At 72.6% G+C, this 24984-nt stretch carries 22 protein-coding genes; 18 read left to right on the top strand and 4 right to left on the bottom strand.

All coding sequences use genetic code 11. The annotated features are described in order from the left end of the window. The first annotated feature begins 4 nt into the window (after window positions 1-4). The 3 genes from miaB to dapF all read left to right on the top strand — a co-directional run bounded on the left by miaB (window position 5) and on the right by dapF (window position 3532). Window positions 5-1555, top strand: coding sequence for a tRNA (N6-isopentenyl adenosine(37)-C2)-methylthiotransferase MiaB (miaB, locus tag M4I32_RS02795; RefSeq protein WP_319032969.1), 1551 nt, complete (start codon window positions 5-7; stop codon window positions 1553-1555). After that, complete coding sequence (miaA, locus tag M4I32_RS02790) at window positions 1552-2466, top strand: tRNA (adenosine(37)-N6)-dimethylallyltransferase MiaA (RefSeq protein ID WP_319032968.1); 915 nt, start codon at window positions 1552-1554, stop codon at window positions 2464-2466. Before miaB ends, miaA begins: the two co-directional genes overlap by 4 nt. Window positions 2467-2665: 199 nt before the next feature. Then, complete coding sequence (dapF, locus tag M4I32_RS02785; RefSeq protein WP_319032967.1) at window positions 2666-3532, top strand: diaminopimelate epimerase; 867 nt, start codon at window positions 2666-2668, stop codon at window positions 3530-3532. Between the two features lie 23 nt (window positions 3533-3555). Here dapF and M4I32_RS02780 read toward each other — a convergent pair whose 3' ends face one another. Beyond that, a complete protein-coding gene (locus M4I32_RS02780; protein ID WP_319032966.1) occupies window positions 3556-4200 on the bottom strand; it encodes a class I SAM-dependent methyltransferase in 645 nt (214 codons plus the stop codon). Window positions 4201-4309: 109 nt separating this feature from the next. On the opposite strand from M4I32_RS02780, the gene hflX reads away from it, so the two are divergent. Beyond that, window positions 4310-5854 carry a GTPase HflX gene (gene hflX / locus M4I32_RS02775; protein ID WP_319032965.1) on the top strand — a complete coding sequence of 515 codons (1545 nt, stop codon included), beginning with the start codon at window positions 4310-4312 and terminating at the stop codon, window positions 5852-5854. A gap of 8 nt (window positions 5855-5862) precedes the next feature. On the opposite strand, the gene M4I32_RS02770 is transcribed toward hflX, so the two are convergent. Next, the gene (locus tag M4I32_RS02770) at window positions 5863-7791 is read right to left on the bottom strand and encodes a S9 family peptidase (protein WP_319032964.1); all 1929 of its coding nucleotides are present in this window, start codon (window positions 7789-7791) and stop codon (window positions 5863-5865) included. Between the two features lie 22 nt (window positions 7792-7813). Next, the gene (gene lexA, locus M4I32_RS02765; protein WP_319032963.1) at window positions 7814-8524 is read right to left on the bottom strand and encodes a transcriptional repressor LexA; all 711 of its coding nucleotides are present in this window, start codon (window positions 8522-8524) and stop codon (window positions 7814-7816) included. A 239-nt stretch (window positions 8525-8763) separates the two neighbouring features. Between lexA and M4I32_RS02760 the strand changes: the two genes are divergently transcribed. The 6 genes from M4I32_RS02760 to M4I32_RS02735 all read left to right on the top strand — a co-directional run bounded on the left by M4I32_RS02760 (window position 8764) and on the right by M4I32_RS02735 (window position 13184). Continuing rightward, complete coding sequence (locus M4I32_RS02760) at window positions 8764-9183, top strand: LysM peptidoglycan-binding domain-containing protein (RefSeq protein WP_319032962.1); 420 nt, start codon at window positions 8764-8766, stop codon at window positions 9181-9183. A 1-nt stretch (window position 9184) separates the two neighbouring features. After that, window positions 9185-10279, top strand: a complete 1095-nt coding sequence (locus M4I32_RS02755) for a histidinol-phosphate transaminase (RefSeq protein WP_413466772.1) — start codon at window positions 9185-9187, stop codon at window positions 10277-10279. Further along, complete coding sequence (gene hisB, locus M4I32_RS02750) at window positions 10276-10878, top strand: imidazoleglycerol-phosphate dehydratase HisB (RefSeq protein ID WP_319032960.1); 603 nt, start codon at window positions 10276-10278, stop codon at window positions 10876-10878. Before M4I32_RS02755 ends, hisB begins: the two co-directional genes overlap by 4 nt. Before the next feature lie 71 nt (window positions 10879-10949). Beyond that, entirely contained in the window at window positions 10950-11582 is a 633-nt protein-coding gene (gene hisH, locus M4I32_RS02745; RefSeq protein ID WP_319033338.1) for an imidazole glycerol phosphate synthase subunit HisH, read from the top strand. 74 nt (window positions 11583-11656) lie between these two features. After that, window positions 11657-12403 carry a bifunctional 1-(5-phosphoribosyl)-5-((5-phosphoribosylamino)methylideneamino)imidazole-4-carboxamide isomerase/phosphoribosylanthranilate isomerase PriA gene (gene priA, locus M4I32_RS02740; RefSeq protein WP_319032959.1) on the top strand — a complete coding sequence of 249 codons (747 nt, stop codon included), beginning with the start codon at window positions 11657-11659 and terminating at the stop codon, window positions 12401-12403. After that, window positions 12387-13184 (top strand): SseB family protein, encoded by a 798-nt coding sequence (locus M4I32_RS02735; protein WP_319032958.1) that lies wholly within the window; start codon window positions 12387-12389, stop codon window positions 13182-13184. The genes priA and M4I32_RS02735 overlap by 17 nt, the downstream gene beginning before the upstream one ends. Before the next feature lie 9 nt (window positions 13185-13193). On the opposite strand, the gene M4I32_RS02730 is transcribed toward M4I32_RS02735, so the two are convergent. Then, window positions 13194-13598: a DUF1844 domain-containing protein gene (locus M4I32_RS02730; RefSeq protein ID WP_319032957.1), complete on the bottom strand. Its 405-nt coding sequence runs from the start codon at window positions 13596-13598 to the stop codon at window positions 13194-13196. Between the two features lie 284 nt (window positions 13599-13882). On the opposite strand from M4I32_RS02730, the gene infC reads away from it, so the two are divergent. The 8 genes from infC to M4I32_RS02690 all read left to right on the top strand — a co-directional run bounded on the left by infC (window position 13883) and on the right by M4I32_RS02690 (window position 24978). Further along, window positions 13883-14503 (top strand): translation initiation factor IF-3, encoded by a 621-nt coding sequence (infC, locus tag M4I32_RS02725; protein ID WP_319033337.1) that lies wholly within the window; start codon window positions 13883-13885, stop codon window positions 14501-14503. Window positions 14504-14575: 72 nt separating this feature from the next. Further along, window positions 14576-14770 carry a 50S ribosomal protein L35 gene (rpmI, locus tag M4I32_RS02720; protein ID WP_319032956.1) on the top strand — a complete coding sequence of 65 codons (195 nt, stop codon included), beginning with the start codon at window positions 14576-14578 and terminating at the stop codon, window positions 14768-14770. Between the two features lie 30 nt (window positions 14771-14800). Further along, entirely contained in the window at window positions 14801-15184 is a 384-nt protein-coding gene (rplT, locus tag M4I32_RS02715; protein WP_319032955.1) for a 50S ribosomal protein L20, read from the top strand. A 283-nt stretch (window positions 15185-15467) separates the two neighbouring features. Continuing rightward, window positions 15468-16268 (top strand): RNA methyltransferase, encoded by an 801-nt coding sequence (locus tag M4I32_RS02710; RefSeq protein ID WP_319032954.1) that lies wholly within the window; start codon window positions 15468-15470, stop codon window positions 16266-16268. 288 nt (window positions 16269-16556) lie between these two features. Next, a complete protein-coding gene (pheS, locus tag M4I32_RS02705; protein ID WP_319032953.1) occupies window positions 16557-17597 on the top strand; it encodes a phenylalanine--tRNA ligase subunit alpha in 1041 nt (346 codons plus the stop codon). Further along, on the top strand, window positions 17597-20095 hold the full coding sequence (pheT, locus tag M4I32_RS02700; RefSeq protein ID WP_319032952.1) for a phenylalanine--tRNA ligase subunit beta: 2499 nt from the start codon (window positions 17597-17599) through the stop codon (window positions 20093-20095). Before pheS ends, pheT begins: the two co-directional genes overlap by 1 nt. Window positions 20096-20155: 60 nt before the next feature. Continuing rightward, complete coding sequence (locus tag M4I32_RS02695; protein WP_319032951.1) at window positions 20156-23146, top strand: MMPL family transporter; 2991 nt, start codon at window positions 20156-20158, stop codon at window positions 23144-23146. Further along, window positions 23143-24978 carry a hypothetical protein gene (locus M4I32_RS02690; RefSeq protein WP_319032950.1) on the top strand — a complete coding sequence of 612 codons (1836 nt, stop codon included), beginning with the start codon at window positions 23143-23145 and terminating at the stop codon, window positions 24976-24978. The genes M4I32_RS02695 and M4I32_RS02690 overlap by 4 nt, the downstream gene beginning before the upstream one ends. Window positions 24979-24984: the final 6 nt, after the last annotated feature.

Genomic DNA, 24984 nt, shown 5'->3' with positions numbered 1-24984 from the left:
CATCATGTCGACCCCCTCGAGCGCTCCCACCCTCATCGCCCCGTCGCACGCGGCCGTGGATGCCCACGGGGCGGCGCGCACCTATGAGGTGCGCACCTTCGGGTGCCAGATGAACGTGCACGACTCCGAGCGGCTCTCGGGCTCGCTCGAGAGCGCGGGGTACGTGCGCGCCGACACGGGCGCCGAGGCCGACGTCGTGATCATCAACACGTGCGCCGTGCGCGACAACGCCGCGGGAAAGCTCTACGGCACGCTCGGGCATCTCGCCTCGGTCAAGCGCCGCAAGGACGGCATGCAGATCGCCGTCGGCGGATGTCTGGCTCAGATGGACAAGCAGGCGGTGATCGAGAAGGCGCCCTGGGTCGACGTGGTCTTCGGCACGCACAACATGGGGTCCCTGCCCCGCCTGCTGGAGCGTGCGCGCCACAACGGCGAGGCGGAGCTCGAGATCCTCGAGTCGCTCGAGGTGTTCCCCTCGACGCTGCCCGCCAAGCGCGACTCGGTCTACAGCGGATGGGTCTCGATCTCGGTCGGCTGCAACAACACCTGCACCTTCTGCATCGTCCCCAGCCTGCGGGGCAAAGAGAAGGACCGCCGGCCCGGCGACATCCTCAACGAGGTGCGCCTGCTGGTCGAGGACGGCGCGACCGAGGTGACGCTGCTGGGTCAGAACGTCAACTCCTATGGCGTCGAGTTCGGCGACCGCCAGGCCTTCGGCAAGCTGCTGCGCGCGGCGGGCGAGATCGAGGGACTCGAGCGCATCCGCTTCACCTCCCCGCATCCGGCCGCCTTCACCGACGACGTCATCGATGCCATGGCCGAGACGCCCGCCGTGATGCCGCAGCTGCACATGCCGCTGCAGTCCGGCTCCGACCGCATCCTCAAGGCCATGCGCCGTTCCTATCGCAGCGACCGCTTCCTCGGGATCCTCGACCGCGTGCGCGAGCGGATCCCGCACGCGGCGATCTCGACCGACATCATCGTCGGATTCCCCGGCGAGACCGAGGAGGACTTCGCCGAGACCTTGCGGGTCGTGGAGCAGGCGCGGTTCGCCAGCGCCTTCACCTTCCAATACTCGATCCGCGAGGGCACCCCCGCCGCGACGATGCCCGATCAGGTGCCGAAGGCGGTGGTCCAGGAGCGGTATGAACGACTGACCGCGCTGCAGGGGCGCATCTCGCTCGAAGAGAACCAGGCGCAGGTCGGTCGTCTCGTGCACGTGCTCGTCTCGACCAGCGAGGGCAAGAAGGACGCCGCGACCCACCGACTGACCGGTCGCGCCGAGGACAACCGCCTGGTGCATTTCGAGGTCCCGGCGGGCTCGGAGCTGCCGCGCCCCGGCGACGTCGTCTCGGTCGTCGTCACGGATGCCGCGCCGTTCTTCCTGCTCGCCGACGCCCCCGACGGGGCGCCGCTGCAGATCCGCCGGTCCCGCGCGGGGGACGCCTGGGAGCGGACGCAGGCGGAGTCCTGCGCCGTGCCCGCGGCCGCGGACGAGCCGCGGACGCCCGGCGTGGTCTCCCTCGGGCTGCCCGTCATCCCACCCCGGGCGTGAGCGAGCCGCCACCGCGGCTGGTCGCCGTCGTCGGTGCGACCGGGACGGGCAAGAGCGCGGCCTCGCTGCAGATCGCCCAGACGCTCGCGGCCCGGGGAGAACCGGCCGAGATCGTCAACGCCGACGCGATGCAGCTGTATCGGGGCATGGACATCGGCACCGCCAAGCTGCCCCTCGCCGATCGGCGCGGCGTGCCGCACCACCTGCTCGACGTGCTCGAGGTGACCGAGGACGCGGCCGTGGCCCGCTACCAGAGCGAGGCGAGGGCGACGATCGACGGCATCCAGGGGAGGGGCGCGCACGCCATCCTGGTGGGCGGATCGGGGCTCTACGTCTCGAGCGTGCTGTTCGACTTCGCCTTCCCCCCGCGCGATCCGCGCATCCGGGCCGAGCTCGAGGCCGAGCTCGAGGCGCACGGGCCACAGGCTCTGTACGCTCGCCTGCGGGCCGCGGATCCGGCGGCCTCCGCCCGCATCGATGCGCGCAACGGCCGACGGCTCGTGCGAGCGCTCGAGGTGCTGGCCCAGGGAGCTACCACGCACGGGGCGGCCCTCCCCGAGGCACCGGCCGCGTGGCGCCCCGCGACCGTGCTGGGAATCCACGACGACCGCGCGAGCCTGGTGTCACGCCTCGATGCCCGCGTCGAGGCGATGTGGGCGGGTGGCCTGCTCGACGAGGTCGAGCAGCTGCGGGACCGGGGCCTGGAGAGCGGCCCGACCGCGAGCCGGGCGATCGGCTATGCGCAGGCGCTGGCGCAGCTGACGGGGGTGCTGAGCCGGGCCGAGGCGATCGCGCAGACCCAGGCGCTGACCCGCCGCTACGCCCGCCGGCAGGTGTCGTGGTTCCGCCGCTACGACGGCGTGCAATGGGTGCGCAGCGGCGAACCGGTGCCGGCCGATCTCACGGCGTAGCGGGCCCGTCGCGCCCGCCCGCCCGGACTGGGGCGCCCCGCCGCCTCGTCCGCGCGTGCACAACTGCGGGTGCCCGCGCCGGCGCGCCGTCGGCGCGCTCCGTACGGCGGGGTGTCGGTCCGCCGCACCGCGGTTGTGCCCGCGGCCTGAGCGGCGCTGCGCCGGACCGCCGGCGACGGCCGCCTCCTAGACTGGGGCGATGGCCGAGACGATCACGTTCACCAAGGGGCACGGCACCGGCAACGACTTCGTCATCATCGCCGACCCGGACGGCGCGCTCGACCTGTCACCCGCGCAGGTCGCCGCGCTCTGCGACCGCCACACCGGCATCGGCGCCGACGGCCTCCTGCGGGTCGTGCGCACCGCGGCGATGCCGGAGGGCACCGCCGGCGGCGACGCCGAGTGGTTCATGGACTATCGCAACGCCGATGGCTCCCTCGCCGAGATGTGCGGCAACGGCATCCGGGTCTTCGCCCGCTACCTGACGGAATCGGGACTGGCCGAGATCGACGCCGACGGTGCGCGTATCGCGACGCGTGCCGGTGCCAAGACCGTCACGCGCGCGGGTACCGGCTTCGAGGTGGACCTCGGGGCGTGGAGCGTCGACGAAGACGGCCCCCTCGTGCGCGTGCGGGGATGGAACGTCGCCCGTCCCGGGCTCGGCATCGACGTCGGCAACCCCCACGTCGTGGTCGTCCTTCCCGACGACGACGATCTCGATGGCCTCGACCTGACCTGGCGCCCGATCCTCGACCCCGAGCCGGCCGCAGGCGCCAACGTCGAGCTGGTCGTGCCGGCGGAGCCCCTCGTGCAGAACGGCGTGGGCCGCATCCGCATGCGCGTGTTCGAACGCGGCGTGGGCGAGACCCTCAGCTGCGGAACCGGCGTCGCAGCCGCCGCGCTCGCGGTGGCGCACTGGGCCGGCGAGGGTGCGCCCGCCGAGTGGCGTGTGGACGTGCCGGGGGGAACGCTCGGCGTGCGCACGGTGGCGCGTGGCGCGGCGCGGCACGTACTGCTCTCGGGCCCGGCCGTGCTCACCTTCACCGGGCAGGTCGCGCTGGCCTGAGCCGGCCACTCGACGCGCTCGATTCAGGTCGAGAGGGCGATCGGCTCGGTCGGGGGCGAGCCGTGCCGGCGCACGCGGATGACCCGGAAGCCCTTGCCGGTCGCGGCGCGGTGCACGCTGTAGCCGGTGTCGAAGCTCGCGGCGAGCCAGCGCTGCAGCGAGTCGGAGCCGAGGTTGCGCTGCACCACCAGCCATGCGTCGCTGCGGTGATCCAGTCTCGGGATCCACGTCTCGAGCAGCGTGTGCAGTTCGCGCTTGCCGACCCGGATGGGCGGGTTGGAGCGGATGCTGCGGAAGACGATGTCGGCGGGAACATCATCGGGCGTGACGGCGTTGACATTGTCGAGGCCCCACTCGGTGGCGTTGCGTCGCACGAGATCGAGCGCGCGCTCATTGACATCGACGGCCCAGACCGTCGCATGCGGTGCCTCGAGGGCGAGGGAGAGGGCGATCGGCCCCCACCCGCAGCCCAGATCGAGCAGGTTTCCCCCCGGCGGAGCCGCGGGGGAGTTGGCGAGCAGCACACGGGTGCCGTCGTCCACGTGGTCGGGGGAGAACACCCCGCCCGCCGTGGTGACGTGGCCGTCGCGGCCGGCGAGGGTGACGGGGATGCGGCGGCGTTTCTCGGGTCCGGCGGGGCTCGCGGAGAAGTAGTGGTCGCTCGCCATGAGTGCGAGCGTAGCGGAGGACCTCTGCTGCGCGGGAGGCTAGAGTTCAGGGATGCCGAGGGCGGGCGAGCACGCGATCGCCGGCTTTACGGCATCGAGAAGGGAAGAGATGACCGAATCCACCGATCCGCGCGCGGGGTACGAGCCGGGCGACGACGCCGGCTCCCGGCGACACGACGACGCCGTCGCACGCGTGCTGGCGAACGCCGATGGGCGCTCCGGGGTGCGCGTGTTCGGCGCCGCCGATGCGGTCCGCGCGGGGGACACGTGGACGGCTGACGTCTCGGGCGACGGCGACCAGTGGGACCTGGAGGATCGGCAGGCGCTGCGGCGCGTGCCCGGGCTCTCGACCGAGCTGGACGATGTCACCGAGGTCGAGTACCGGCGCCTGCGCCTCGAGAACGTCGTGCTCGCGGGGGTCTACCCGCAGGGTTCGCAGGAGGATGCCGAGAACTCGCTTCACGAGCTCGCGGCGCTCTGCGAGACCGCCGGCGCGATCGTGCTCGACGGCGTGCTGCAGCGCCGACCGCATCCCGACCCGGCGACCTATCTGGGCCGTGGCAAGGCGGTCGAGCTGCGGGATCTGGTGCAGGCAGTGGGGGCCGACACGATCGTCGTCGACACCGAGCTGGCACCCAGTCAGCGCCGCGCGCTCGAAGACGTCGCCAAGGTCAAGGTGATCGATCGCACGACCGTCATCCTCGACATCTTCAGCCAGCACGCGAAGAGCCGAGAGGGCAAGGCGCAGGTCGAGCTGGCGCAGCTGGAGTACCTCCTCCCGCGCCTGCGCGGCTGGGGTGACTCGATGAGCCGCCAGGCCGGTGGCCAGGTGGGGGCGGCGGGCGCCGGCATGGGTTCACGCGGACCCGGTGAGACCAAGATCGAGCTCGACCGCCGCCGCATCCGCACCCGGATGGCGCAGCTGCGCCGCCAGATCCGCGACTTCGGGCCCTCCCGCGAAGCCAAGCGTGCCGAGAGGTCGCGCAACGCGATCCCCTCCGTCGCGATCGCGGGATACACCAACGCGGGCAAGTCCAGCCTGCTCAACAGGCTGACGCGGGCCGGGGTGCTCGTCGAGAACGCCCTGTTCGCGACCCTCGACGCCACGGTGCGCCGGACGGAGACGGCGGACGGGCGCGTCTACACGCTCGCCGACACGGTCGGCTTCGTGCGCAATCTGCCCCATCAGCTCGTCGAGGCCTTCCGGTCGACGCTCGAGGAGGTCGCCGGGTCCGACGTCGTGGTGCACGTCGTCGACGGGGCGCACCCCGACCCGGCGGGACAGCTGGCGACCGTTCGCGATGTGATGGGCGATGTCGGCGCGCGCGACATCCCGGAGCTGGTCGTCTTCCACAAGGCCGATCTGCTCACGCCGGACGACCGCCTGGTGCTGCGCGGTCTGGAGCCGGAGGCGCTGTTCGCGTCGTCGCGCACCGGCGAGGGCGTGGCGGAGCTGCGCGCGGCGATCGAGGCCGCGCTGCCGCGTCCCGCGGTCGAGGTCAACGCGCTCGTGCCCTATGACCGCGGCGATCTCATCTCAGCCGCACACGACTCCGGGCTGATCGTGTCGGAGTCGCACGAGGCCGGAGGCACTGCGCTGCACGCGCACGTCTCGCCGCGCCTGGCGGCCGAGTTGGCTCCCTTCGAGCGCTGACCCGCGCCTCAGCGGGCGAGCTGCAGAGTCGGGATGCCGGGAGTGTCGAAGCCGAAGACCTGCCCCAGAAAGCTCAGCTCGCTCTCGAGCGCGCCGACGATCGTCGCGGCGCGCCGGAACCCGTGCGCCTCGCCCTCGAAGACGACGAGCGCGTGGGGGATGCTGCGCCCGGCCAGCGCGTCGCGCATCGCCTCGGCCTGAGCGGGCGGGACGACGGGGTCGTCCGCACCCTGCAGCAGCAGCACCGGCACCCGCAGCCGGTCGATGCGGGTCAGGGGGGAGCGTTCGATGTAGGTCTGCTCCGCCTGAGGCAGGGGCCCGACCAGTCCGTCCAGATACCGCGACTCGAAGTCGTGGGTGTCGGCCGCGAGGGCGCGCAGATCGGCGACGCCGTAGCGACTGATGCCGGCGGCGAAGACGTCCGTGCGCGTCAGGGCGGCCAGAACCGTCCACCCGCCCGCCGAACTGCCCTTGATCGCGATTCTGCGGGGGTCCGCCAGACCCTGCTCCACGAGACCCGAGGCGGCGGCCGCGACGTCGTCGACGTCGACCACGCCCCACGCGCCGGCCAACCGGTCGCGGTAAGCGCGCCCGTAGCCGCTCGAACCGCCGTAGTTCACATCGAGCACGCCGATTCCGCGGCTGGTGAAGTAGGCGACGACAGAGGATGCCTCGCCTGCGACGTGCGCGGTGGGCCCGCCGTGCACGGTGACGATGTAGGGCGGAGCCTCTCCGTCCGGTCCCGTCACGCCCGGGTTGGTCGGCGGGTAGGCGAAGGCGTGCACGGGGCCGGTCGGCCCCGCCACGCTCAGCTCTTGCGCCCGAGGATACCAGGCGGCATCCCGCGCCAGTGTCCCCCCGCGGATCGCGCGCGCGGCGCCGGGATCGTCGACGTCGATGAGCCAGAGGCCGGTCGGTGTCGCCTCGCCGCCGCCCGTGACGAGGATGCGCGATCCCACCGCGTCGCGGAGCAGCACCTGCGCCGACAGCGCCAGGGGGAGCGGGCGTTCCGCGCCGTCCTCGATCACGATCAGCGCATCGCGTCCGTGCGTGCGGACGGCGGCCACGCGTTCGCCGAGTGGCAGGTACCAGCGGGCGCCGAGGTTCCAGAGCGGGCCGCCGGTGTCGGCGTCGTCGGTCGTGAGCTGCGCACCCGTGGATGCCGTGATGCCCTGGCGCACGAGCTGCCAGCGGCCGCCGGCATCCGTGCTGAAGGTCAGCTCGTCGGCGCCGGTCCACTCGGGTTGCAGAACGCTCACGCCGGGGCCCCCGGCGAGCACGCGCTCGTCGCCGGTCGCGAGGTCGCGCACGCGCAGGGTCGTCGCGTCCCACGGCATGTCGGGGTGCTCCCACGCGATGAAGGCGAGACGGTCGCCGGACGGTGACAGTCGGGGATACGCGACGAAACGGTGCCCGCTCGCGAGCACGCGCAGCGCACCGGCGTCGTCGGCGGCGCTGCCGTCGAGCGGGACCGCGACGATGTCGCGCTCGGGTGCCGCGCCCGCGGTGTGGGTCTCGCGCACGGCCAGCAGCGAGCCACCGTGCCACGTCAGATCGCCGAAGCGCATGCCGGCGGCATCCGGGGTGAGTGGCTGCGGCTCTGCGCCGGGCTGCTCTGCGCCGGGCCGCTCGATGAGGCGGATGCGCTGGTCGGAGTGCTCGACGAACACCAGTCCCGCGTCGGTGACGGCCCACGCCCCGCCCCCGTACTCGTGCACCCGGGACCTCGCGCTCCAGGGGGCCGGCAGCACGGCGACGGGGTCGGCCTCGCCGTCGCCCCGCAGCACGGCGGTGCGACCGCCCTCGGAGGGAAGCGACTCGCTCCACCACACCTCGTCGCCGACGAAGCGCGCCGCGTCGATGCGCGGGCTGGCGGCACTCACCTCTTGCGCCGTGAGTGGAGACGGCCAGGTTCCGTAGGGCAGCGTCGCGGTCATCCCCCCAGGCTAGGGGTCGGCGTCAGACCGTGCGCAGGATCGCGACGACCTTGCCGAGCACGACCGCATGATCGCCGAGGATCGGCTCGAACGCGGAGTTGCGGGGGAGGAGCCACGTGTGCCCGTCGCGCCGGCGGAACGTCTTGACCGTCGCCTCATCGTCGAGCATCGCCGCGACGATGTCGCCGTTCTCGGCGTCGGCCTGCATGCGCACGACGACCCAGTCGCCGTCGCAGATCGCGGCGTCGATCATGGAGTCGCCGGTGACCTTCAGCATGAACAGGTCGCCCTTGCCCACCAGCTGACGCGGCAGGGGGAAGATCTCCTCGACCTGCTGGTCGGCCGTGATCGGCACCCCCGCGGCAATGCGCCCGACGAGCGGCACCATCGCGGCGTCGCCCACGGGAGTGCTCGTGTCGGCGGGGTTCTCGGTCGAGGTGCCGGGCAGGTCGATCAGGATCTCGATCGCACGCGTCTTGCCCGAGTCGCGGCGCAGGTAGCCGGAGAGCTCGAGCTGGTTGAGCTGGTGCGTCACGCTCGACAGCGACCGCAGACCGACCGCGTCGCCGATCTCGCGCATGCTGGGCGGGTAGCCGTGCGCCTGCACCGAGCGCTGGATCACCTCGAGGATCGCGACCTGCTTGTCGCTCAGGCTGCGGCGCCGCCGGGTGCGGGCCCGAGGCGGGTCGGCGGGTGAGTCGGGATCGGTCGGCGTGTCCTCGACGGTGGTCATCGTGCTCTCCTCTCGCCGCGCGCCGGGTGGATGTCGGAGGCCCCTGCTCAACTTGTCCTGCGCTGGACGGCTCGCTCGAAAGGCTATCCGAATCGGCGCGAAAGAACGGCACATCCGTTCGAGCGTGTCCGCGTGTTCCCGCGAGGAGCATCGAAGAACTCGCTTGACACTCGTACATCATCGAAGATAACTTCGGAACACAGGTTCGCTTTTCGAACCCCCGATGCAGGAGGAATCCCATGAGCGTCGCACTGAACTCCGTGGCACTGGCCCCGATCGCGTCGCGGCACGCCGCCTCCCGTCCGACTCCGGCAGCCCGCACCCGACTGCGGCTCACCGCTCGCGGCCGGCGCGGTCTCGCGGCGCTCACCATCGTCGTTGTCGCCGCGCTGCTCGTGCTCGGAGCCCTCGGTGCGCAGGCGGCCATGGCGTCGGCGACCGATCCTGCCGCCTCGTCCGCGACCGCCGCGCTGGGGTCCTCGTCCTTCGAGACCGTCACGGTGCAATCGGGCGAGAGCCTCTGGTCGATCGCCGCGAGCGTCGCGCCGGGCGCCGACCCGCGCGATGTGATCGACGAGATCGTGCGGCTGAACGCGCTCGAATCGGTCGTCGTCGACGCGGGTCAGAAACTGGCGATCCCCGCCGACATCCGGCCGTAGCATGGGAGGGGTGAGTTCCCCTCTCGACGAGCTGCCCCTACGCGACGATCTGCGCGGGATGTCGCCCTACGGCGCCCCGCAGGAAAGTGTTCCGATCGCCCTCAACGTCAACGAGAACACGCACCCGGTCCCCGAGGATGTGGCCGACGACATCCTGGACGGGATCGCCGTGGCGCTGCAGGAGGTCAACCGGTACCCCGACCGCGAGTTCGTGGCGTTGCGCGAGGCGTTCGCCGACTACCTGGGCCAGGGCCTGCGGCGCGAGAACCTCTGGGCGGCGAACGGCTCGAACGAGGTGCTGCAGCAGGTGCTGCAGGCGTTCGGCGGGCCCGGACGCACGGTGTTCGGCTTCGGCCCGACCTACTCGATGTATCCGCTGCTCGCACGCGGTGTCGGATCGGACTGGATCGCCGGCGAGCGGGCGCACGATTTCACCCTCACGCCGGAGTCGGCGGCCCGGCAGGTGGCCGACGCCGATCCCGACGTCGTCTTCCTCTGCGCGCCGAACAACCCCACGGGCACGCCGATGCCGCTCGAGGTGATCGAGGCGGTCTACGACGCGTGCCGCGGGGTCGTGGTCGTCGACGAGGCCTACCAGGAGTTCGCCCCGCACGATCAGCCCTCGGCCGTCACGCTGCTCCACGAGCGCCCGCGGCTCGCGGTCTCGCGCACGATGAGCAAGGCGTTCGCCTTCGCGGGCGCCCGGGTGGGCTACCTCGCCGCCAGTCCCGCGTTCACCGACGCGCTGCGCCTGGTGCGTCTGCCCTACCACCTCAGCGCGCTCACGCAGGCCGCGGCATTGGGTGCCCTGCGGCACGCCGACACGATGCTGGCCATGGTCGACGACATCGTCGCTCAGCGCGACCGGATGGGCGCGACGCTGTCGGCGCTGGGCTACGAGCCGTACGAGTCGTGGAGCAACTTCATCCTCTTCGGCGGCGTGGACGACCCGCAGCGCACCTGGCGGGCTCTGCTGGAGCGCGGTGTGCTGGTGCGCGACGTCGGGCTCGCCGGCACCCTGCGCGTGACCGCCGGCACGGAGGAGGAGACGACGGCGTTCCTCGAGCAGCTGGCCTCGATAGACTCGCACTCATGAGCACGCGCACCGCGAGCCGCACGCGCCGCACCAGTGAATCGACCGTCGAGCTCGAGCTTGACCTCGACGGCACGGGCCGGAGCCGCATCGACACCTCCGTGCCGTTCTTCGACCACATGCTGACGGCCTTCGCCAAGCACTCGCTCACCGATCTGACCGTGCGCGCATCGGGCGACACCGACATCGACGCGCACCACACGGTCGAGGACGTCTCGATCGTCCTCGGGCAGGCCATCGGCGAGGCGCTCGGCGACAAGGCGGGCATCTCCCGCTACGGCGACGCGCTGGTCCCCCTCGACGAGGCCCTCGCACAGGCTGTCGTCGACATCTCGGGCCGACCGTTCCTCGTGCACTCCGGCGAGCCGGCCGGGTTCGAACACCACCTCATCGGCGGGCACTTCACGGGCTCGCTCGTGCGGCACACGTTCGAGGCGATCGCCTTCCACGCGGCGCTGACGGTGCACGTACGCGTGCTCGGCGGCCGCGACCCGCACCACATCGCCGAAGCCGAGTACAAGGCGTTCGCGCGCGCGTTCCGCTTCGCGAAGGCGCACGACGCCGCCGTCGAGGGTGTTCCGAGCACCAAAGGCGCACTGTGACGCACGGCGGTCCGACCGGGGAAGAGGTCCTCGCGTCCGAGACGACGGAGGCGGCCACGCGCCGGCCGCTCGTGGCCGTGCTCGATTACGGTTCCGGCAACGTCCATTCGGCGGTCAAAGCCCTCGACGCGGCGGGGGCCGACGCGCGCCTGACCGCGGATCCCGGCCTCGTCCGGGACGCGGACGGGCTCGTCGTGCCGGGCGTGGGCGCGTTCCGTGCGGTCATGGAGGCGCTCGTCGACAGCGGCGGTGATCGTCTGGTCGAACGCCGTCTCGCGGGCGGACGCCCCGTGCTCGGCATCTGCGTGGGCATGCAGGTGCTCTTCGACCGCGGTCTCGAGCGCGGCGTCGAAACCGACGGCCTCGGCCAGTGGCCCGGTGAGGTCACGGCCCTGGACGCGCCGGTGCTTCCGCACATGGGGTGGAACACCGTGCGCCCCGACGCCGGCTCGCGCCTGTTCGCGGGGCTCGCCGAGGAGCGCTTCTATTTCGTGCACTCGTACGCGGCGCACGACTGGTCGCTGCAGGTGCAGCGCCCGTTCGCCGAGCCCGTGCTGACCTGGGCCGACTACGGCGGGCCGTTTCTCGCGGCGGTCGAGAACGGCCCGCTGTCGGCGACGCAGTTCCATCCCGAGAAGTCCGGCACGGCCGGCATCCGTCTGCTGTCCAATTGGATCGGCGGTCTGAGGCTGACTAGTATCTAGGCTTCGTGCCCACGGACGCCGTATGCGCCCGAACCATCCCGCCCCCACGGGCCGTCGCCCACGCACGAGGAAATATGAACGACTTCAACGCCACACCCGAACTGACCCTGCTCCCCGCCGTCGACGTCGCGGGCGGCAAGGCCGTGCGTCTGACGCAGGGCGAGGCCGGCACCGAGACCTTCCACGGCGACCCGGTCGATGCCGCACTGGATTTCGCCCGGCAGGGCGCGAAATGGATCCACCTCGTGGACCTCGACGCCGCGTTCGGGCGGGGCAGCAACGCACCGCTGCTGCGCAAGGCGATCAAGCAGCTGAAGGGTGTGCAGGTCGAGCTCTCCGGCGGCATCCGCGACGACGCGACCCTCGAGGCGGCGCTCGACAGCGGTGCCACCCGCATCAACCTCGGCACCGCCGCGCTCGAGAACCCGGAGTGGGCGGCCGACGTGATCGCCCGCTATGGCGAGGCGATCGCGGTGGGCCTCGACGTGCGCGGCACCACGCTGGCCGCCCGCGGCTGGACGAAGGACGGCGGTGACCTGTGGGAGGTGCTCGAGCGCCTCGAAGCGGCGAACTGCAGCCGCTACGTCGTGACCGACGTCACCAAGGACGGCACACTGCGCGGCCCCAACGTCGACCTGCTGCGTGAGATCACCTCGCGCACCCCGAAGCCCGTGATCGCATCGGGCGGGGTGTCGAGCCTCGATGACATCGCCGCGCTGCGGGATCTGGTGCCGCACGGGGTCGAGGGCGCCATCGTCGGACGGGCGCTGTATGCGGGTGCGTTCACGCTGGCCGAGGCGCTGGATGTCGCGGGCGGCTGAGCCGGGCGACTCCTGCGCAGCGGAATCCGGTTCGGGGGACTCCGCCGGCGTCCCGTGGGAGGGACGCGCGTTCCGCGACAACCCGCACACCGGTGATGACGGAACGGCACCGCCGTCGCTGCTCGCCGCGATCGCCGACTTCCGCTCCGGCCGCTGCGGCGCGGAGCATGTGGTCGATGCGCTGCGCACCGTGCGCCTGCTGATCCCGCTGGTGGCCGAGCGCGGCGACGAGGGACTCTCGCCGACCGGGCAGACCGTCGACAAGACCCAGGAGCTGTCGATCGTGACGGTGGCGGCGCCGGACGGTCGCACCGTGATGCCCGCCTTCACGAGCGTCACCGCGATGACGGTGTGGGATGCCGCGGCCCGGCCGATCCCGACTCCCGGCGTGCGTGTCGCGCAGGCCGCCGTCGGAGAGGGCACCGACCTGATCGTGGTCGACCCGGGTTCCGAGACCGAGTTCGTCGTGCGCCGTCCGGCGGTCTGGGCGCTGGCCCATGGCGAGCCCTGGCGTCCGCCGCACACCTCCGAGGCCGTGCGCGCGGCGTTCCTCGAGTCGATCTCGTCCGAGCTCGCGGCCGTCGACGTGCACCTGGCCGCGGGGGACCCGGACGCGCGGCTCGCCGGGCCCGAGACGGTCGTGCGCCTGCGGCTGCTGGCCGGTTTGGAACGTCATGAGCTCGACGCGGTGCTGGCCCGCCTCGCGCAGCGCTGGGCCGCCGATGATCGCATCGCGACGCTCGTCGACTCGCTCACGGTCGCGCTGGAACGCGCGCCCTGAGCCCAGGCCTCAGTTCACGGGGCCCGTGAACTTCTCGCCCGGGCCCTTGCCGATCGGGTCGGGGTGCGCCGAGGCCTCGCGGAAAGCGAGCTGCACGCTGCGCAGTCCATCGCGCAGGGAACGGGCGTGCATGTCGCTGATCTCGGGGGCGCCGGCGGTCACGAGCCCCGCGAGCGCGTTGATGAGCTTGCGCGCCTCATCGAGGTCGGTCTGGGTGCCGGGATCGTCGGCGAGGCCGACCTTCACCGCGGCCGCGCTCAGCAGGTGCACCGCCGTCGTGGTGATGACTTCGACCGCGGGCACATCGGCGATGTCTCGGGTGGCCGCGGCGGCGGCCTGCTGCTGGTCGTCCCAGCGCTGCTGGCGGGCGGGATCGGGGTGCGAAGCGCCCCCGGCGTCGGGAATCGTGCTCACGGATCACTCTCTGATAGACTTGCGCGGGCTCCGGGGTGTCATGCCCCGGTTCATCAAGAGGATTCGCATCCCACCCGCGTCGGCCGTTCCAGGCTACCGGGTCACTCGCTCCGCCGAACGCCACTGGTGTGCGGTAGTCAGGGCGGGAAAGCCGGCGGTCGAAGTATCTTTCCGTACCGGGTGGAATGCGGCATCCCCTTGCACCCGGAACCGATCGTCATGTCGTGTCCGGGTGGTAGACGCACGCAGTCCCGTGCACCCCACCTCACGACAAGGAGTTCCGCATCAGCGATCCCCGCACCAATGAGCGCATCCGCGTTCCCGAGGTCCGACTCGTCGGCCCCGGGGGCGAGCAGATCGGCGTCGTCCGCATCGAGGTCGCACAGCGCCTCGCCCAGGAGGCCGACCTCGATCTGGTGGAAGTCGCTCCGAACTCGAAGCCTCCCGTGGTCAAGATCATGGACTACGGCAAGTTCAAGTACGAGGCTGCGCAGAAGGCCAAGGAGGCCCGGCGCAACCAGGCGAACACGGTCCTCAAAGAGGTCCGCTTCCGCCTCAAGATCGACGAGCACGACTACGAGACCAAGCGCAAGCGTGCCGAGGGCTTCCTCAAGACCGGCGACAAGGTCAAGGCGATGATCCTGTTCCGCGGTCGCGAGCAGTCCCGCCCCGAGCAGGGCGTACGGTTGCTTCGCAAGTTCGCCGAAGATGTGGCCGAACTCGGCACCGTGGAATCCAACCCGACCATCGATGGCCGCAACATGGTCATGGTGGTGGCCCCGCACAAGAACAAGTCCGAGGTCAAGACCGAGCAGAACGCCAAGCGCGACGCCAACAAGCAGGCGGCTCGGGATGCCCGCGGGCCGCGGCCCGACTCCGACGACAGCGATACGGCTGCCGAGTAGACGCCCATACGACTCCCGCCTCGGCGGGTGCACACCACGACGCCCTCCGGGGCTGAAGCAAAGGAAGACAAGATGCCGAAGCAGAAGACCCACTCGGGCGCCAAGAAGCGCTTCAAGATCACCGGCAGCGGAAAGCTGAAGAAGCAGCAGGCCGGCATGCGCCACAACCTCGAGGGCAAGTCGAGCCGTCGCACGCGTCGTCTGAACCACGACGAGGTCCTGTCCAAGGCCGACACCAAGGTCGCCAAGAAGCTTCTCGGTCGCTGAGCGCGCCGAACACGATAGGAAACAAGAGAAATGGCTAGAGTCAAGCGGGCCGTCAACGCCCACAAGAAGCGTCGCGTCATCCTCGAGCGTGCCGAGGGATACCGGGGTCAGCGTTCGCGCCTGTACCGCAAGGCGAAGGAGCAGGTCACCCACTCGCTCGTCTACGCGTACCGCGACCGTCGCAAGCGCAAGGGCGACTTCCGTCGTCTCTGGATCCAGCGCATCAACGCCGCGAGCCGTCAGCAGGGTCTCACCTACAACCGCTTCATCCAGGGTCTCGGCCTGGCGGGCGTGCAGGTCGACCGTCGGATGCTGGCCGAGCTGGCCGTCAACGAGCCCGCCGCGTTCGCGTCGCTCGTCGAGACGGCGCGCACGGCCCTCCCGGCCGACACGAACCAGGCGAAGTCGGCGTAACGCCCTTCCCTGCTCGACGAGGGCCCCCGTGCTTCGGCGCGGGGGCCCTCGTCGTGTCGGCCGTTGCCCTGCCGCCCGGCCCCGCCGCCCCGGTCCTGGTCCGCTGTCGCACATCGACCCCGCAGCCGGGTGCGGGCCCGTTCCGCTGTCACGGATCGACACCGGGCCCCGCGAGCAGGGACGATCCGTGACAGCGGAACGGCGGCGTCCGTGCCGATGGGTGGCGACCGGTGCCCGCCGCGGCGTGACATCGCGGGCCCGGCCGCACCCATAGACTTGCCGTGTGCTCGAGAACCCGCGGTCGCCGCGCGTACGCGCGGTGGCCAAGCTCAGCAAACGCAGCGCCCGGGCCGAGACGGCCTCGTTCCTGCTGGAGGGCCCGCAGTCCGTCGGCGAGGCACTGGCATACCGGCCCGACACCATCGTGGATCTATTCGCCACGCCATCTGCGCTCGAGAAGCACGGCGAGCTGCGCACCACCGCCGCCGACGTCGGTGTCGAGATCACCTACGTCACCGAGGCGGTGCTCGAGGCGATGGCCGACACGGTCACGCCGCAGGGCGTCGTCGCCGTGGCGCGCCAGTTCCCGACATCCGTGCGCGACGTCTTCGGGTCTGCACCGCGGCTCGTCGCGATCTGCGAAGAGGTGCGTGACCCGGGCAACCTCGGCACCATCATCCGCGCCGCCGACGCCGTGGGGGCGGATGCCGTCGTGCTCACCGGCCGCACGGTTGACCCCTTCCACCCGAAGGTCGTGCGCGCGACGACCGGCTCGCTCTTCCACGTTCCCCTCTCGCTCGGCGGCGACCTCGCCGAGGTGATCGACCGAGCGCGCGCGGGGGGTCTGCAGGTGATCGCGGCCGACGTCAAGGGCGACGACCTGCTCGCCGCTCGGGCGGCGGGGGAGCTGGCGCGTCCGACGGCGTGGCTGTTCGGCAACGAGGCACGGGGACTGTCGGATGAGGCGTTCGCCCTCGCCGACGGCGCGCTGCGCCTGCCGATCTACGGGCAGGCCGAATCGCTGAACCTCGCCACGGCGGCGAGCGTGTGTCTCTACGAGAGCGCGTTCGCGCACCGCTCCTGACCCGCCCTCCGGGCCCGCACTCATCGCCCGCGCTCGCCGCCGCCTCTCCCCGCCGCCTCTCCCCGCCGCCACATCGCGCCCCAGGTCACGGCGGGTCGCCAAGAAGTGTCGCCTGCGGGCACGGCAGGCGACATTTCGTGGCGAGCGGTGGCCTGTCGGGAGCGGACTCGGGGCGCCCGGGGGCGACGCGGCGGGCGGCTCGCGCCGGGCAGGTGCGGCCCGCACCCGACGCAGGCGGCCGCTTGCCCGACCGGAGGGCGGCATCCGGCCCCGGTAGACTCGCCTCTCGTGTCCGAGACTCCCGAGATCACGCCCGAAGCCGTCGAATCCGCGGTCGATGCGGCGCTCGCCGCGATCGCGGCGGCGGCCGACACCGCCCAGCTCAAGTCGGTGCGCTCAGCGCACCAGGGCGAGGGCGCACCCCTCGCCGCCCTCAACGCCCGGCTGCGCGACGTGCCGAAGGATCGCAAGGCCGAACTCGGCAAGCTGGTCGGTCAGGCCCGCGGCCGGGTGACGCAGGCGCTCGCGGCGCGCGAGGCCGAGCTCGCCGAGGCCGAGACCGCCGCGCGCCTCGAAGCCGAGCGCATCGACATCACCGCGCTGCCCTCGCGCACCCGCGTGGGCGCCCGGCATCCGCTGACCCTGCTGCAGGAGCAGATCGGCGACATCTTCGTCGGGATGGGCTGGGCGATCGCCGAGGGTCCCGAACTCGAGCATGAGTGGTACAACTTCGACGCCCTCAATTTCGACGTCGATCACCCCGCCCGGCAGATGCAGGACACGTTCTTCGTCGACCCCGTCGACCGTCACCTGGTGATGCGCACGCACACGAGCCCCGTGCAGATGCGCTCCATGCTCGAGCGTGACGTGCCGGTGTACGTCGCGTGCCCCGGCCGGGTCTACCGCACCGACGAATTCGACGCGACCCATCTGCCGGTGTTCTCGCAGATCGAGGGGCTCGTCGTCGACAAGGGCATCACGATGGCGCATCTGCGGGGCACGCTCGACCATCTCGCGCGCGAGCTGTTCGGCGCCGACGCCAAGACGCGGCTGCGCGCCAACTACTTCCCCTTCACCGAGCCCTCCGCCGAGCTCGACCTCTGGCATCCGACGTTCAAGGGCGGGGCCCGCTGGATCGAGTGGGGCGGCTGCGGCATGGTCAACCCCAACGTGCTGCGGGCCGCCGGCATCGACCCGGAGGTCTACTCCGGCTTCGCTTTCGGGATGGGCATCGAGCGGACGCTGATGTTCCGCAGCGACGTGCAGGACATGCGCGACATGGCCGAGGGCGATGTGCGCTTCAGCGAGCAGTTCGGGATGGTGGTCTGATGCGGGTTCCGCTGTCATGGTTGCGCGAGTACGTCGACGTTCCCGCGGATGCCGCGCCCGAAGACGTGCTGGCATCGCTCGTCTCGGTCGGCTTCGAAGAAGAGGACGTGCACCGCTTCGAGCTGTCCGGTCCCATCGTCGTGGGCCGCGTGCTCGCGTTCGCCGAGGAGCCGCAGTCCAACGGCAAGACGATCCGCTGGTGCCAGGTCGATGTGGGGGAGGGTGAGCCCCGCGGCATCGTCTGCGGCGCCGACAACTTCCACGAGGGCGACAAGGTCGTCGTGACGCTCCCCGGCGCGGTGCTGCCGGGGCCCTTCCCGATCGCGTCCCGCAAGACCTACGGTCACGTCTCCGACGGCATGATCGCCTCGGCGAAGGAGCTCGGCCTCGGACAGGAGCAGGGCGGCATCCTGCGGCTGGCGGAGCTGGGTCTCGATCCGGAGCCGGGCGTCGACGCGATCGCGCTGCTCGGCCTCGACGACGTCGCGGTCGAGATCAACGTCACCCCCGACCGCGGCTACGCCCTCTCGATCCGCGGGGTCGCCCGGGAGTACTCGCACGCGACCGGCGCGGCCTTCCGCGACCCGGGCCTGCGCCCGTGGGACGAGGTCGAACCCGGCGACGGCTTCGCGCTCGCGGTCGAGGACCCCGCGCCGATCCGCGGACGGCCCGGGGCGAGCGACTTCGTCGTGCGCGTCGTGCGGGGGGTGGATGCCGGGGCCCCGACCCCGCCGTGGATGCTCGCACGGCTCGCCCTCGCCGGCATCCGCTCGCTCGGCGTGCTGATCGACATCACGAACTACGTCATGCTCGAGCTCGGCAACCCCATCCACGGCTACGACCTCGACAAGCTCACGGGCGGCATCACGGTGCGCCGCGCGCAGCCGGGCGAGACGCTCGAGACCCTGGACGGGCAGGTGCGCAGTCTGCACGCCGAGGATCTGCTGATCACGGATGCGTCCGGCCCCATCGGCCTGGCGGGCGTGATGGGCGGCGCGACGACCGAGATGGGCGCCGACACGACGGACGTCCTCGTCGAGGCCGCCGTCTTCGATCCCGTCTCGATCGCCCGCACGGCGCGTCGCCACAAGCTGCCCTCCGAGGCCTCGCGGCGGTTCGAGCGCGGCGTCGACCCGCTCGTGTCGGCGGTCGCCGCCCAGCGCGTGGTCGACCTGATGGTGCAGCTCGCCGGCGGCACGGTCGACCTGCTCGGGGGCGCCCTGCGCGCCGAGCACGCCGGCAGGGACATCGCGCTGGCGGCCGGGTTCGTGCCGGGTCTGATCGGCGTGGACTACACAGCCGCCGAGGTCGAGGACGCGCTGCGTCTGATCGGGTGCGAGGTGACCGAGACCTCCTCCGGATGGAGCGTCATCCCGCCCTCCTGGCGCCCGGATCTGACCGACATGTGGACGCTCGCCGAAGAGGTGGCGCGCATCACCGGCTACGACCGCATCCCGTCGGTGCTGCCGCTGCCGCCGTCGGGCCGCGGTCTGACTCCGGCGCAGCAGGCGCGCCGGCGCGTCGCGAACGCGCTGGCGGCGGCCGGGTACGTCGAGACCCCGTCGTTCCCCTTCACCACCGCCGAGGCGAACGACCTGCACGGGTCGGCGACGGGCGGGTCGCTGCCGAGCATCAAGCTCGCGAACCCGCTCGACGGGCAGGCGCCGTTCCTGCGCCGGTCGCTCGTGCCCGGTCTGCTGCAGACCGCGCACCGCAACCTCGCCCGCGGGCTGACCGACCTGGCGCTGTTCGAGGTCGGGACGACATTCGCGCCGGCGACGGGCGTCGCGTACGGCACCGACAGCGTCCCGCCGCTGGCGGTGCGACCGGATGCCGCGACGCTCGCGGCGCTCGACGCGTCGATCCCACCGCAGCCCCGGCACGTGGCGGTGCTGCTCGCCGGCAACATCGCTGCCAAGCATCCCGGCCGCGCGGCAGAGCCGGCGGGTCTCGGCGACGCGCTCGACGCCGCCCGGGTGATCGCTGCGGCCGCCGGCGTCGAGATCGACGTCGCGCAGAGCGAGCGCGCCGCCCTGCATCCCGGCCGCACCGGCGTGCTGCGAGTATCGGGGACGGAGGTCGGCTATATCGGCGAGCTGCTGCCCGCGGTGGCGGAGAACGCCGACCTGCCCGGCCGCGTCGTCGTCGCCGAGATCGACCTGGACCTGCTCGTCTCGCTGGCGGGGGAGCGGGTGGCCGCGGCATCCCTGTCGACCTATCCCGCCGCGACGCAGGACGTCTCGCTGGTGCTCGACGCGGGCGTCGCCGCGGCCGACGTGCGGGATGCCCTGGTCGAGGGTGCGGGCCCGCTGCTCGAGTCGGTGCGGCTGGTCGACGACTACCGCGGCCACGGGGTGCCCGAGGGCAGGCGCAGCCTCACCTTCGCGCTGCGCTTCCGTGCCCCCGACCGCACACTGACGGCCGCCGAAGCGTCGGAGGCGCGACTGGCCGGAGTTGCCGTGGCTGCCGAAAGGTTCGACGCGGTTCTGCGAGAGTAGACCCGACAGCAGACAGATGGGGACGTCGGGTGGGGACCCGGGAAAGGGAATCAGGCGCCGGTGTCCTCGTTTCTGTACCGCGTGGGCCGATTCTCGGCACGCCACCGCTGGGCCGTGCTCATCGTCTGGATCCTGCTCGCCGTCGGCGGCGGCAGCGCCGCCGGTGCGCTCGGCAACAACCTGCAGTCCTCCTTCGACATCCCGGGCACGCAGGCGCAGACGGCGCTGGACGCGCTCGAGCAGCGCTTTCCGCAGCTGAGCGGGGCGAGCGGACGGGTCGTCGTGGCGGCCCCCGATGGCGAGAGCATCGCCGACCACTCCGACGCGATCTCGACCGCCTGTGAGGCGCTTGCGACAGCGCCCGACGTCTCGGCGGTGACGTGCCCCTACCCCATGTCGGCGAGCGGCTCGACGCCGGCCGGCACGGGCACGCCGGCTCAGGTGTCCGACGACGGGCGCATGGTGTTCATCTCGGCGCAGCTCACGGTCGCCGCGGACGCGGTGCCCGCCTCCCTCGTGCACGCGGTGGACGAGGCGACCGCGCCGCTGACGGACGCGGGCCTGCAGGTGGCGGTCTCGGGGATCGCCTCGGCGGCATCCGGGGGCGTCGACTGGACCGAGGCGGTCGGGATGCTGGTGGCGTTCATCGTGCTGGCCGTGACCTTCGGGTCGCTGCTGGCGGCGGGGATGCCGCTCGTCACGGCCGCGATCGGCGTCGGCGTCGCGACCAGCTCGATCACGATCGTCGCGGCCTTCGCGCCGGTGCAGGCCACGGCGCCCGTGCTCGCCACGATGCTGGGGCTGGCCGTCGGGATCGACTACGCGCTGCTGATCACCTCCCGGCACCGCGACAATCTGCGGCAGGGGATGCCGCCGGCCGAGTCCGTCGCCGTCGCGATCGCGACGGCGGGCACGGCGGTCGTCTTCGCCGGAATGACAGTGATGATCGCCCTGCTCGGACTCGCCGTGGCGGGCATCCCGTTCCTGACGGTGATGGGGCTCGGGGCGGCGGCGGCCGTGCTCGCGGCGCTCGCGGTCGCCGTCACGCTGCTGCCCGCCATCCTCGCGCTGTTCGGGCATCGCCTTGCTCCTCGTGAACACCGGCCTCGTGAACACCGGCCTCGCGAACGCCGGGAGCGTGAACGCCGCGCCGGGCCGCGCCGGGCCGCGCCGGCGGCATCCGACCCCGCCGGCCGGGGACCGGCCTGGGTGCGCCTCGCGACGCGTGTGCCGCTGGCGACCGTCGGCGTGATCGTGGTCGCGCTGCTCGCCCTGGCCGCGCCGGCGGCGGGCATGCGACTGACGCTGCCGGATGCGGGGTACGACCCGGCCGGTTCACCGCAGCGCGTGGCGTACGACCTGCTCGACGAGGGGTTCGGCCCGGGGTTCAACGGCCCACTGCTGGTCACCGCAGACATCTCGCGCACGCTCGACATCGAGACCGCGCTCGACGCGCTCGATGACGCCTTCACCGACGTGTCGGGCGTCGCCTCTGTCTCGCAGGCCTTCCCCAACGAGGCCCTCGACCTGGCGGTGCTGACCATCACGCCGACGAGCGCCCCCGCCTCGGCCGAGACCGGCGACCTGGTGCAGAGGCTGCGCGGCATGGCATCCGGGTTCGACGCCGACAACGGCTTCACGTTCCAGGTGACCGGGCAGACCGCGCTGGCCATCGACATCTCCGCCCGCCTCGCCGCCGCCCTGGTGCCCTTCGCCCTCGTGGTGGTGGGGCTGTGCGTGCTGCTGCTGACCGTCATGTTCCGCTCCATCGCCGTGCCGCTGACGGCGACCTTCGGCTACCTGCTGACCGTCGGCGCGGCGCTCGGCGTCGCGACCGCGATCTTCGAGTGGGGCTGGGCAGCCGGCCTCCTCGGCGTCGGCAAGGTCGGACCGGTCATCAGCTTCATGCCGATCCTCGTGATGGCGGTGCTGTTCGGACTTGCGATGGACTACCACGTCTTCCTCGTCTCGCGCATGCGCGAGCGCTACGCGGCGTCGGGCGACGCGGCGGCATCGGTGCGAACGGGCTTCGCCGCGTCCGCCCGGGTCGTCACGGCGGCCGCGCTGATCATGTTCTCGGTGTTCTTCTCGTTCGTGCCCGGCGGCAGCGCCATCATCCAGCCGATCGCGCTCGCGCTGGCCGTCGGCGTGCTCATCGATGCCTTCGTCGTGCGCATGACCCTGGTGCCGGCTCTGATGGCCCTCCTCGGCGACCGGGCATGGTGGCTGCCGGGGTGGCTCGCCCGCGTGCTGCCCGACGCCGACATCGAGGGCGAGGCCGTGCAGCGGATGCTGGGCCAGCGCACCTGGCTCGCCGGGGACGGCGATCGCTCCACCGGCATCCACACCCGCGACGCGCGCATCGGCGGCTCGGCGCCGCTGACGCTGGCGCTGCCGCCGCGCGGCCTCCTCCTCGTGCGCGGCGCCGCGGCGGGCGAGGTGTGCGCGGGGCTCGCGGGACGCACCGGCGCGGTGGAGGGCGACGTCGCCGTCGACGGCCGGCTGCTCCCCTTCGAGCGCGCGACGCTCGCCGCGCGCACCGCGCACGTGGCGGCGACGGCGCCGCCGCCGGACGCCGAGACGGTGCTCGACGCCCTGCGGTCCCTGCTGCGGCTCGCCGGGGTAAGCCGTCGCGAGCGCGCGGCGCGCACGCGCGTGGCCGCCGAGGTCTTCGACCGGCTCACCGGCATCCTCGCCGAGGCGGCCCCGGACGGCCCCGCCGCCCTCATCGGTCCCCGCACGCCCACGGCGCGCCTCGCGGATGCGCCGCGGTGGCTGCTGAGCGTGGCCGCCGCGAGCGCGTCGGGGCTTCCGATCATCGTGCTCGACCTGCGCGGTCGCCCCGCCTCCCTCTGCGCCGGGGTGCTCGCGCAGCTCGACGATGGCGCGACGGTGGTACTCGCCGCCGATGAGTCGTTCGCGCCGGTGACCGATCGCGATGTGGTCGTGGTGCAGGCCCCGCTGCGTGCCGTCGCGCAGGGTGATGCCCCCACCGCGTCGACGCCCGAGGACGATCCCGTGCCCCACGCGCCGGAAGGGAGCCGCACATGACCCGCCTCTGGAGCCTCGTGCCCGCCACCCCCGGCCGCCGGTGGCGGGCCATGGCCGTGGTCGCGCTCGCGGTGCTCGCACCGCTTCTGATCCTGCTCGCGATGCTGCCGCACCGCAGCGCAGAGACGGTCCCGGCCGCGATCGTCAACCTCGATGTCCCGATCGAGGATGCCGGCGCGCCCGTCGCCGCCGGCAAGCTGCTGACCGAAAACCTGCTCACCGCCGACGACGGGCTCGCATGGACGCTCACCGACGCCGCCACGGCGGATGCGGGCCTGTCGTCGGGGGCGTTTCAGGCAGTCGTGACGGTCCCGGCGCATTTCTCCAAGGACGTCGCGACGATGGCGACGGACGATCCTGCCCGGGCACGCCTGCACGTGCAGACCAGCACCGCGCACGGCTATCTGAGCGCAGTGGTGGCCGACGCCCTCGCGACGGGCCTGCCGCACGGGGTCGCCGCCGACCTCACCTCGGGCTACGTATCGGGCACGCTCGGGGCTTTCGCGGATCTGCGCACGGGCATCGGTCAGGCCGCGACGGGCGCGCACGGGCTGACGGAGGGCATCGACGCGGCCGGGGAGGGCGCCGCGGCGCTCGAGACCGGAGCCGCCGAGCTCGGCACCGGCATCGGCGAGATCGCCCGTGTGCTCGAGGCGCTGCCCCAGGGCGCGCGCGATCTGGGCGCCCTCAGTGGCGCGGCGTCGGCCGACGCGGCCGAGCTCGCGGGCTCGCTGGGAGCCGAGGCCGTGCGCGCCGAGGAACTGGCCCTGGCCCAGGATCTGGGCGTGCTCGCCATCGACGAGCTCGAAGCCCTCATCGCCCTGGACCCCACGCTGCCCGCCGGTGAGCTGCTCGACGAGATCGACGCGCTCCGCGGCGGTGCGGCCGGTGTCGCCGCTCAGCTGCAGGAGCACACGGGCGTGCTGGCCGGCGATGCGCTCGACGCCGCCGCCCTCTCGGTGGGCGCGGACGTCGTGGCGGATGTCGCCGGCCCGGTCGCCGAGGGCCTCGGCGAGGTCGCCGCGGCCGAAGCCGCCGCGGCCGCGGGCGCCGGTGAGCTCGCGGCGGGCGCGGGCGAGCTGCAGGCCGGCCTCGGTGAACTGGCCGACGGCTCCGGCGAACTCGCCGACGGACTGGACACCGCGGCATCCGACATCCCCGGCTACACCGCCGACCAGCAGAAGAAGATCGCCGGGGTCGTCGCCGACCCGATCGGCGTCGACACCGCCGCCGCGGGCGGGCCGCCGACGGGGCGCGCCGCCGCGGTCGCCGCGCTGGCCCCGGTGGCCCTGTGGCTCGGTGCCCTCGCCGCCTCGCTCGTGATCGCCCCGTTCTCGCGTGCCGCGCTCGCCACCCCCGCGTCGGCACGCCGCATCGCGGGCGACGCCGCGGTCGTGGCGGTCGCCGTCGGCGTCGTGCAGGCGGTGCTGGTCTGGGTGGGCATCGCGATCCTCGGCGTGGCGCCCGATCGCGTGGCCGTGGCCTTCGGCCTCACCGTCATCATGGCGGTGTGCTTCGCACTGGTGCATCAGGCGCTCTGCGGGCTCTTCGGGCGGGGAGGGCTCGTGATATCGGTGATCGCCCTCGGGCTGCAGGTCGTGGCCGCCGGCACGATGGGAGCCGTCACCGCCGGATCGATCGCGGCGACGCCGCTCGGGCTGCTGCCGCTGAGCCTCGGGTTGCAGGGCACGCAGGCACTGCTCGGCGGATCGCTGCACGCGGTGCTGCAGGCCGCGATCGGCCTCACGCTGTGGGCCGCGCTCGCGGCGCTGGCCGCCGTCGTCGCGGTGGCACGCGCCCGGCACGCGGCGGCGGAGCCCGCGCCGGGCTGACGAGAG

Source organism: Microbacterium sp. LRZ72, from assembly GCF_033792225.1.
GTDB lineage: Bacteria > Actinomycetota > Actinomycetes > Actinomycetales > Microbacteriaceae > Microbacterium.
Note: the sequence above shows the minus strand (reverse complement) of the source record. Positions and strands in the feature narration are given on the sequence as shown.